Below are 9,655 nucleotides of genomic sequence, written 5' to 3' on the forward strand. Positions count from 1 at the left end.
ATGGCTCTGGAGAGGGAAAAGCCTACCTGGCCTATGCTTACGGTTCTTCGTGATGCCTGCAATTCCTGCGTAAGAACCCATTATATGGTAACAAATGCCTGTCAGGGATGTTATGCCCGCCCATGTATGATGAACTGTCCAAGAAAGGCAATTCATGTTGAGCGCCATGCCCATATAGATTCAGAAAAATGTGTAAACTGCGGCCTCTGTATGAATAACTGCCCTTATCATGCAATTATAAAGATTCCTGTTCCTTGTGAAGAAGCCTGTCCTGTTGGTGCAATTTCCAAGGATGAAAACGGCTATGAGCAGATTGATTACGAAAAATGTATTTTCTGCGGTAACTGCATGAGGGAGTGTCCTTTTGGTGCCATGATGGACAAGAGTCAGCTTGTGGATGTTATTGCCCGTATTATGGAAAAGGATTCTGCAAAAAAACGCCGCATTGTTGCCCTTTATGCTCCAAGTATTGCAAGTCAGTTTAAGGCAGTTCCGGGACAGCTGGAGACAGCCCTTAAAAACCTGGGCTTTGATGAAGTTATAGAAGTTGCCTTAGGGGCAGATATTTGTGCCGGTAAAGAAGCCCATGAGTTTGAAGAAAGAATGGAGCGGGGTGACAAAATGATGACCACTTCCTGCTGTTCGGCTTATGTTCGTGCAGTTCAGATTCATGTTCCGGCTTTAAGGGAATGTGTTTCCGAAACAAGAAGTCCTATGCATTACACTGCTCAGCTTGCAAAGGAAGAAGACCCTGACTGTATAACTGTTTTTATAGGTCCATGTCTTGCAAAACGCCGTGAAGGTTTTGATGACGAGATGGTGGATTATGTCTTATCTATAGAAGAAATTAATGCTTTTCTTGTAGCAAAGGATATTGATGTGGCAAAGATGGAGTCTGGAGAAGAAAAAGAGGTTCCTTCTGCCAGCGGAAGAAATTTTGCCAAGAGCGGTGGTGTTCTTGAAGCAGTAAAACTCAGGCTTAAAAATCCTGCTGTCTTACGTCCTGCAAAGATTAACGGTCTTAATAAAGCCGGTATGAAAACCCTGAACATGTACGGAATGATAAACAGCGGAAAACTTGCAGCTACAGAAAATTCACCTAACCTTATAGAAGTAATGGCCTGTGAAGGCGGCTGTATTGCCGGTCCATGTGCCATTGTTGATGTAAAGAAGGCAGAAATTCAGCTGGATAAATATGTAAAGTCCGGTTCCTGATTTTTTAGGTTAAAAATGAAAAAGAGCATACTGTGTTTTTTCTTTGGGGCGGCTTTTTATGCTTTAAGCGGAGAAAGTATAAACCTTAAGGTTATTTCTTCTGACTCTCAGTATAAAAGTCCTGTAATGGTTAAGGCTGAATGGAATGAAAAATGGTTTGAGCCTGGAAAAAATTATTCCTATAATCATGATCTGGCCAGAATAGCTTCTGTTCTTGCTCAGTGTGCTTATGACGACTGCAGTAATAATAAAGACAATTCCCTTGCAGGTATTTATTCTTCCCTTGGGGTTGCTGCAGAGAGGATGGAATTTAATTACGACATTGATTATTCCCTGCCAGTTGTAGGGAACAATCAGTGTGCCTTTAGTTTTGCCAGTAAAAAATTAAAGAGCCTGCCTTCTTCTCCGGAACTGGTTTTTGTTACGGTAAGGGGGACTCCTGCCAATGCCAATGAATGGATTTCTAACCTTAATGTAAATGATACAGAAAAGGATGAAGGGGCTGTTCATGAAGGATTTTTTCATGCTGCCGGTCAGGTTCACAGTGCACTGATTTACTATCTTTTACGTAACAGGATAGATCCTGAAAACTGTATTTTTTTAATTACAGGTCACAGTCGCGGGGCTGCCATTGCCAACCTTTTAGGGGCTAAGCTGCTGGATGAAGGCTGGTTTAACAGTCAGAGAATCTTTGATTACACTTTTGCAGCTCCTAATGTTTCAAGTGAAGAAAAAACTTTTGACCAGAAATATAATTTTATTTTTAACATAGTGAATGCAGAAGATGTAGTTCCTCAGGTTCCTCCAAGAAGGGATATGTGGAAGTACAGAAAATTTGGAGTAACAAAGGTTCTTTCCAGTTACTGGTCCTGTGATGATAAAACTTATGAAGATGTAGTTTATGCAAAGGTTAATGAACTTTTTTATAAGTTTATGATGCGGGATTATTGTCCTTTCAGGCTGGGAGCATTTATTCCTTCTATTGTAACCCGCATTCTTACTTCCATGTATTCAGAAGTTGGCTCCTATTATGGAAGCAGGCTGGGCTTAAGGTCTAAGGCAGAGATGCTTTTCTGGAAGGCCTTTCCTTCAATTCAGTCCAATGACGATTTTGATGATGTTAAAAGGGCTGCTGAGCCTGCTGATAGTGCTGCAGAAGAAAAAGAGGCAGATAAGGAAAAAGATACTTTTATTGATAAGCTCACTAAAAAACTTAATGAACAGACGAATGGTTTTTTAACATATTCTGGTCTTGCCTTTGGTGATATGCATATCTGTACCACCTATATGTGTTTTCTTCTTGCCCTTGATGAAAGTCAGGCTTTTGCCGGAGAAGATTGCGGTATGGTGCAGCTTGTGCTGGATGGTGCCTTTGACTGTGCCGTATTTGATGAAGATGGAAATGTTCTTGCCAGGGTTGTAGACGGACTTCTTGAACTTAAAAGCGTAAAAAGTCCAGTGGGGGCCATGCAGCTTATAGGTCATGTTATTGTAGGTTTTCCTTCCAACAGGAATTTTAAGGTTGCAGTCTTTAGGGATGCCCTGATTCCAAGTCCGGTTTCTGTTTCTGTTGAGCGTTATAGTGCTGATGGTTATTTTGAAAAAGCTTCTGCAAAGGAATATGTTTTTCCTTTTAACAGCAGGGTTTGTGTCCTTGATGGAGGGCAGAAGCTTTATGAAAAGTGTAAGATAGAAAACAATAATATTTACTTTGATGAAGCTGATAAGATTATAGAAGAGGGTGGTATAAAGCACAGGGCTGATTTTAGAATACAGCCGGAATTATCCTTTAGCAGCACTCATGGTTTTACCGGAGGTCTGCATATAGGTAACAGGCTTTTTTATGTAAGTTCTCTGGTGGCTTATCCTTTTGCCGCGGAAGAAAAAAGCATTGATATTTACGGCGGAATAGGGCACGAACAGATTCTGATAAACCGTTTTCTTCTTAATGTTGAATTATATGGAAGAAATGTTATAGGTCTTGGGGAGCTTAAGGAGGGGCAGAAAAGATATGAGTTACTTCCTTCTGCCAGGATTTGCCTTTCTTTAAAACCTGTGCGCAGGCTGCTTGCCTTTGTTGCTTTAGGGATTGATTTTCCAGAACTGGAATCAGAAATAAATCCTGAATTTTATTTTCACTGGGGATTTAAGTTTTAGCTCTTTGGTATAAAAAATAAGTTTTACCGGTTTGCCTTAAATGGAGCCGGTATTTTTTTACCCTGTATATAAAAAAAAAGACTGCCCGGATAAGGGGCAGCCTTAGTATCAGCATATTATGCTAATCTTAGAATTCGTATTTAACTCCAAGACCGATAACGTGTGTTGTTTCTTCGTCAAGTTTTCCGAATGTGTAGAAAGCCTGTACTTTTGCATTGTCTGCAACAGTGATTGTTGCTTCTGGAGTAATTCCGATAAGTGCATCGTCATCAGCATTCTGGTTTGTAAGATAAGCAACTTCAACACCTGCAGAAAGTCCTTCCATTACGTTATCAAGTTTTACTTCAACGTATGGGTAGAATTCCATACTGTCGTTGTCTTCTGTAAGATCCTGGTAAGCTACGAGACCAAACTTAACTGTATCCATTGTGTAAGAAACTGTTTCTGTAAGAACTGTTGATGCAACAGCTTCGCCGTCTTTGTTTGTAAATCCTGCAATGTCCTTGTCTATGTAGTTAGCTTCTACATAAAGTTCAAGGTTTTCTACAGAGTAGAGAGAGAAACCTGCATAGAGGTTACCGTTGAATGCATAACCAGCCTGTACGCTGAATGTATCATTTGCATATTTAGCAGCTGCGCTGAGGGCATCAAGAGTTGCATGTTTATCAGTTGGACGGTTGTTTGTAGAGATGTTTGCTTCTACTGTAAGACCGTCGATTGGAGTTACTGTAAAGCGAGCTCCGTAAAGTCCGCCAAAGTCATATCCTGCATCACCTTCTGTTCCGGCATCTCCACCGTTGTTTTTACCAGCAGAAACCTTAAGGAGGTTGTCAAAAAGATTTACGTATGCAAAAGCGTAATCGATTTTATTACTATTGAACCAAGTTGCACCTTCGCTAAGTACATCACCGTTTGTATAGCGGAGGGAAGCACCTGCTTTTTCTTCTGTCCAGTCAAGGTTAAAGCGTGTTTCGTCAGCACCAAGGCCGAGCATTTTTCCACCGCCATTTGCTGCTGTTGATATTACGCTTGTTGGATCTGCATCTGAATCATCGTCAACGATTGTTGATTCAACACCACTTCTAACGTAACCGCTAGCCTTGAACTCTGCAAATGCAGATGTTCCCAAAAGTGCTACAGCTGCTGCTGCAAGAACTTTTACTGCTTTCATTAAAGACTCCTCGTTCTTTTTTTTGTGAAGAACATTTTTTTATTAAGATACATTTAAGATAACAACGAATTATAAATCTGTCAATTAAAAATAATTTCCTATAGGAAAAATATGTAATTAGGGTAAAAATTCCTTAATAATGGCTTAAGTACGGGCTTTCTGCCACCTTAAAGCTTTTTAAGATAAAAAATTTTTTTTAAGAATTTTTGCATGTAAATTAAAAATTCTGCTATACTCAGGGCCATGGCAAACTTAAAGGAATCAGAAAGACTGGATAAAATACTTGCAAATGAGGGTTTTGGGACCCGTAAGGAAGTAAAAAGAATAATTCATTCAGGGGCAGTAACAGTAAACGGAGTAAGCCTTACTCAGGAAAGTGCCCACGTAAATGTTTATAAAGATGAAATTATAGTAGAGGGCCGTAAATTAGAAACAAAGCGTAACTATTATTTTATGATGAATAAGGCTGCAGGTTATGTATGTTCAACAAAAAGCGACAGCCATAATATTGTTTATGACCTTTTATCAGAAGAAGACCACAGGCGTTTTGTAGCTACAGGTTCAATCAGTATGGTTGGCCGTCTTGATGCAGATACAGAAGGACTTTTGATTCTTACTACAGACGGTAACCTTAACCACCGCCTTACTTCTCCAAAATACAATATTCCAAAAAAATACCGGGTTACTTTAAGGGACAGTGTGGATAATCAGGGACAGGCTGAATATAAGGAAAAGGTTGCAAAGGGGATTCATATTGCTGCAGAGGGAAAGGCCGGAGAAGCTGACTGCCGTCCTGCTGTAATTGAATGGGAGAGCAGTGAAGTCTGCTATATAACCGTTACCGAAGGCATGTTCCATGAAGTAAAAAGAATATTTGCTGCTTTGGGGAATGAAGTAATTCACCTTAAGAGGGTACTGGTAAACGGACTTACTCTTGATCCTGAACTTAAGGCCGGAGAATACAGGGAACTTACGGAAGAAGAACTTAAAGCCCTGGATGTTCAGTCTTCTGATTAGTCCGCTATATAGAAAAAAAGTCTGTAATTTGATATGCTCAGCTAAACTAAAAAGCCTGGAGCCATCATGACAGATATAGAAATAGCTCAGAAAAATGTAATGATTCCAATAAGGGAAGTAGCATCTAAAATTGGAATCAGCAAAGATTCTCTTGAACTTTATGGAAATTATAAAGCAAAGATTTCTTTTGCAGAATTAAAAGCCCTTCAGTCAAAAGCCAGCGATCCTTCAAAAAGAGGAAAACTTATTCTTGTAACTGCAATGACTCCTACTGCAGCTGGGGAAGGAAAATCAACAGTAACCATTGCCCTTGGTGATGGTCTTAACAAAATCGGTAAAAAAACAGTAATTGCTTTACGTGAACCATCCCTGGGACCTTGTTTTGGTGTAAAGGGTGGAGCCTGTGGCGGCGGTTATGCTCAGGTTGTTCCAATGGAAGACATTAACCTTCACTTTACCGGCGACATTCATGCGATTACAGCAGCAAACAATCTTATGGCTGCCCTTATAGACAATCACCTTCAGCAGGGAAATGAACTTGGCATTGATCCACGTACTGTAACATGGAAGAGGTGTCTTGATTTAAACGACCGTGCCCTTAGAAATGTTGTTATCGGTCTGGGATCCCGCATAGACGGTGTTCCAAGAGAAAGTCACTTTCAGATTTCAGTAGCTTCAGAAATTATGGCTATTGTCTGCCTTTCTAAAACCATAAGCGAACTTAAGGAACGCATCAGCCGCATTACAATCGGAGAAACTTATTCAAAAGAGCCGGTTACTTTTGGTCAGTTAAAATGTACAGGTGCAGTTGCTGCCTTATTAAAGGATGCCATTCGTCCTAACCTTGTACAGACTCTGGAAAAGAATCCTGCCTTTATTCACGGGGGACCTTTTGCAAATATTGCCCACGGCTGTAATTCTATAAATGCAACTTTGTGTGCACTGGCAACAGGTGACTATGTTGTAACTGAAGCAGGTTTTGCAGCAGATCTTGGTGCAGAGAAATTCATGGACATTAAATGCCGCCTTAATGGTATTGCTCCTGATGCAGCTGTAATTGTTGCAACAATCCGTGCCCTTAAAATGCATGGGGGAGTTGCAAAGGCTGATCTTGGTAATGAAAATCTTGAAGCCCTCCGCAAGGGTTTTGCAAACGTAAAGTGTCATATAGAAAACATGAAGAAGTTTGGCGTAAAGGTTCTTGTTGCAGTAAATAAATTTGTTTCTGATACAGACAAAGAAATTGCCCTTGTAGAAGAACTTGCAAAGAATGCCGGAAGCGAAGCTGTTCTTTGTGAAGGATGGGGAAAGGGTGGAGAAGGAGCAGGTCAGCTTGCTTCAAGACTTGTTGAACTTACAGAAAGTCCTTCAGCCTTTAAACCTCTTTATGATCTTGAACTCGGGCTTAAAGAAAAAATCGAAACTCTTGCAAAAGAAATATACAGGGCAGACCGTGTAGAGTTTGAATCCAAGGCCCTTAAAAAACTTGCTTCATATACAGCTGCAGGTTACGGTAAGCTTCCAATATGTATGGCAAAGACTCAGAATTCAATCAGCCATGACAAGGCTCTTCTTGGTGAACCTTCCGGCTATGTTTTCCCTGTTCGTGATGTTCAGCTTTATTCCGGGGCAGGATTTATCGTTGCCTTTGCCGGTGATATTGTGGACATGCCTGGACTTCCAAAGGCACCTTCGGCATTAAATATTGATGTTGATGATGACGGTGTAATAAGCGGATTATTTTAATAGTATAAAAATAAAGGAGATATAAAATGGGTATGAATGTTGTTTGTCTGGACCTTGAAGGTGTACTTGTTCCAGAAATCTGGATTGCATTTGCAGAAGCTTCTGGTATTCCTGAACTTAAAAGAACAACCAGGGATGAACCTGATTATGACAAGCTTATGAAGTGGAGAATCGGAATCCTTAAGGAACATGGTCTTGGTCTTAAAGAAATCCAGGATACAATTGCAAAGATTGATCCTATTCCTGGTGCAAAAGAATTTCTTGATGAACTTCGTTCGATTACACAGGTAATTATTATCAGTGATACCTTTACTCAGTTTGCTGCTCCTTTAATGAAGAAGCTGGGCTGGCCAACAATTTTCTGTAATACACTTGAAGTTGCAGATAATGGTGAAATTACAGGTTTTAAAATGCGCTGCCCTCAGTCTAAGCTTACAACTGTTAAGGCTTTGCAGTCCTGTGGTTTTGATACAATTGCCAGTGGTGACAGTCACAATGACCTTGCCATGATTAAGGCAAGCAAGGCAGGATTTTTGTTTAAGAGTACAGATGCAATTAAGGCTGCTAATCCTGAACTTAAGGCATTTGAAGAATATTCAGATCTTCTGGCAGCAATAAAAGAAGCTCTGTAAGTTAAGGTCCGGGGCGTTTTTGTAATCACTGGCGCCGGATTTTTTTAGCATTTACGAATCTGCTCTTTTGTGCAGCGGATTTTTTACAGGAGTAGTATGAAAAACGTAGAAATATTGGATTCAACATTAAGGGATGGTTCTCAGGGAGAAGGTATATCTTATTCAGTTCAGGATAAGATTCATATTGTAGAAGCCCTGGACGAACTTGGCGTTAGATATATAGAAGCCGGCAACCCTGGTTCAAATCCAAAGGATATGGAATTTTTTCAGAGGGCAAAGGAGCTTAAACTTAAGACAGCAGAAATGGTTGCTTTTGGTTCAACCCGCCGCAGGGATTGTTCCTGTGCAGAAGATTCCAACCTTCAGTCACTTTTAAGTGCAGATACAAAAACTGTAGTTATTTTTGGAAAGACCTGGGATTTTCAGGCTACAGAAATTTTACATGCTTCCCTTGAAGAAAATCTTGAAATGATTCGTGACACCTGTGCCTATCTTACAGGCCGCGGACGTAACGTTATTTTTGATGCTGAACATTTTTTTACCGGCTATAAGGCAAATGCTGAATATGCAATGAAGGCTCTTGAAGCTGCAGTTGTAGGTGGTGCTACTGTTCTTTGTCTTTGCGAAACAAAGGGTGGTGCAATGATCAGTGAATGTGCTGCTGCCGTAAAAGCTGTTACAGAAAAATTCGGTTCAGCTGTTAAGGTTGGTATTCACACTCACAATGATTCTGGTCTTGCCGTAGCTAATTCCCTTGTTGCAGTAGAAAATGGTGCTACTCATGTGCAGGGCGTTCTTCTTGGTTTTGGTGAACGTACAGGAAACGCAAACTTAAGCACAATCATTGCTGACCTTCAGATTAAAATGGGATACAAGTGCATTGCTGACGAAAACATCAAGCACCTTACTCCTATTTGTAAAAGGGTTGCAGAAATTACAAACATTCCTCTTGATACAGGCATGCCTTATGTTGGACAGAATGCCTTTACTCATAAAGCCGGAATGCATATTGATGCTGTCCTTAAAAATCCATTTGCCTACGAACACATTGAGCCTGAAACTGTAGGAAACGAAAGAGTCTTCCTTATGAGTGAAGTTGCAGGCCGCAGCATGATAATAGAAAAGATTCAGAAGTTTGATCCAAGCATTACAAAGTCTTCTCCTCTTGTCAGTGACTTAATTAAACAGGTTAAGGAACTTGAACATCAGGGTTATCAGTTTGAAGGTGCAGACGGCAGTTTTGAACTTCTTGTACGTAAGGCAATCGGAAAGTACCAGCCTTTCTTTACCCTTCATTATTACAAGTCAACTGATGAATATCCTCTTATAGAAAAGGGTCTTTATTCTTTTGCTCAGATTAAGATTGATGTAGAAGGAACAACAAGACTTGCAGCTGGAGAAGGTAATGGTCCTGTAAACGCTCTGGACGTTGCCCTCAGGTCTGCCCTTAAGAAATTCTATCCTAGTGTTGAACAGATTCACCTTACAGACTATAAGGTTCGTGTTCTTGACGGAAAGAGTGCTACAGCTTCTAAAGTTCGTGTTCTTATTGAATCAACTGACGGAACTTCTACCTGGTCAACTATGGGTGTAAGCTGTGACGTTGTAGAAGCTTCATGGCTGGCTCTGGTAGATTCCTTTGAATATAAGCTGATTAAGGATATAGAAAAAAAGTATCAGAAGATAATGTAGTTGTATTACTTATTTTTATATATTA

7 protein-coding genes are annotated in these 9,655 nt (G+C 40.3%); 6 read left to right on the top strand and 1 reads right to left on the bottom strand.

Features of this window, described 5'->3' with window-relative positions; all coding sequences use genetic code 11:
- Both K6D58_RS04190 and K6D58_RS04195 read left to right on the top strand, forming a co-directional pair.
- A partial coding sequence (locus tag K6D58_RS04190; RefSeq protein WP_296827947.1) for a monomeric [FeFe] hydrogenase occupies window positions 1-1,215 on the top strand: 1,215 nt, incomplete at its 5' end.
- A 15-nt stretch (window positions 1,216-1,230) separates the two neighbouring features.
- Complete coding sequence (locus K6D58_RS04195) at window positions 1,231-3,372, top strand: lipase family protein (protein WP_296827949.1); 2,142 nt, start codon at window positions 1,231-1,233, stop codon at window positions 3,370-3,372.
- A gap of 127 nt (window positions 3,373-3,499) precedes the next feature.
- Here the strand turns inward: K6D58_RS04195 and K6D58_RS04200 are convergent, their stop codons facing one another.
- Entirely contained in the window at window positions 3,500-4,543 is a 1,044-nt protein-coding gene (locus K6D58_RS04200) for a hypothetical protein (protein ID WP_296827952.1), read from the bottom strand.
- A gap of 243 nt (window positions 4,544-4,786) precedes the next feature.
- Between K6D58_RS04200 and K6D58_RS04205 the strand changes: the two genes are divergently transcribed.
- The 4 genes from K6D58_RS04205 to cimA all read left to right on the top strand — a co-directional run bounded on the left by K6D58_RS04205 (window position 4,787) and on the right by cimA (window position 9,630).
- The gene (locus K6D58_RS04205) at window positions 4,787-5,560 is read left to right on the top strand and encodes a pseudouridine synthase (RefSeq protein WP_296827954.1); all 774 of its coding nucleotides are present in this window, start codon (window positions 4,787-4,789) and stop codon (window positions 5,558-5,560) included.
- Between the two features lie 66 nt (window positions 5,561-5,626).
- Window positions 5,627-7,306: a formate--tetrahydrofolate ligase gene (locus tag K6D58_RS04210; RefSeq protein ID WP_296827956.1), complete on the top strand. Its 1,680-nt coding sequence runs from the start codon at window positions 5,627-5,629 to the stop codon at window positions 7,304-7,306.
- A gap of 32 nt (window positions 7,307-7,338) precedes the next feature.
- Window positions 7,339-7,938, top strand: a complete 600-nt coding sequence (thrH, locus tag K6D58_RS04215; protein ID WP_296827962.1) for a bifunctional phosphoserine phosphatase/homoserine phosphotransferase ThrH — start codon at window positions 7,339-7,341, stop codon at window positions 7,936-7,938.
- 96 nt (window positions 7,939-8,034) lie between these two features.
- Window positions 8,035-9,630: a citramalate synthase gene (cimA, locus tag K6D58_RS04220; RefSeq protein WP_296827959.1), complete on the top strand. Its 1,596-nt coding sequence runs from the start codon at window positions 8,035-8,037 to the stop codon at window positions 9,628-9,630.
- Window positions 9,631-9,655 lie beyond the last annotated feature (25 nt).

It is taken from the genome of Treponema sp. (assembly GCF_024696245.1).
Classification (GTDB): domain Bacteria; phylum Spirochaetota; class Spirochaetia; order Treponematales; family Treponemataceae; genus Treponema_D.

What these genes read in the sequence shown, in the direction of transcription:
- K6D58_RS04200 (WP_296827952.1), bottom strand. Translation starts at nt 4,543, where the DNA reads ATGAAAGCAGTAAAAGTTCTTGCAGCAGCAGCTGTAGCACTTTTGGGA.
- K6D58_RS04195 (WP_296827949.1), top strand. Translation starts at nt 1,231, where the DNA reads ATGAAAAAGAGCATACTGTGTTTTTTCTTTGGGGCGGCTTTTTATGCT.
- cimA (WP_296827959.1), top strand. Translation starts at nt 8,035, where the DNA reads ATGAAAAACGTAGAAATATTGGATTCAACATTAAGGGATGGTTCTCAG.
- K6D58_RS04210 (WP_296827956.1), top strand. Translation starts at nt 5,627, where the DNA reads ATGACAGATATAGAAATAGCTCAGAAAAATGTAATGATTCCAATAAGG.
- thrH (WP_296827962.1), top strand. Translation starts at nt 7,339, where the DNA reads ATGAATGTTGTTTGTCTGGACCTTGAAGGTGTACTTGTTCCAGAAATC.
- K6D58_RS04205 (WP_296827954.1), top strand. Translation starts at nt 4,787, where the DNA reads ATGGCAAACTTAAAGGAATCAGAAAGACTGGATAAAATACTTGCAAAT.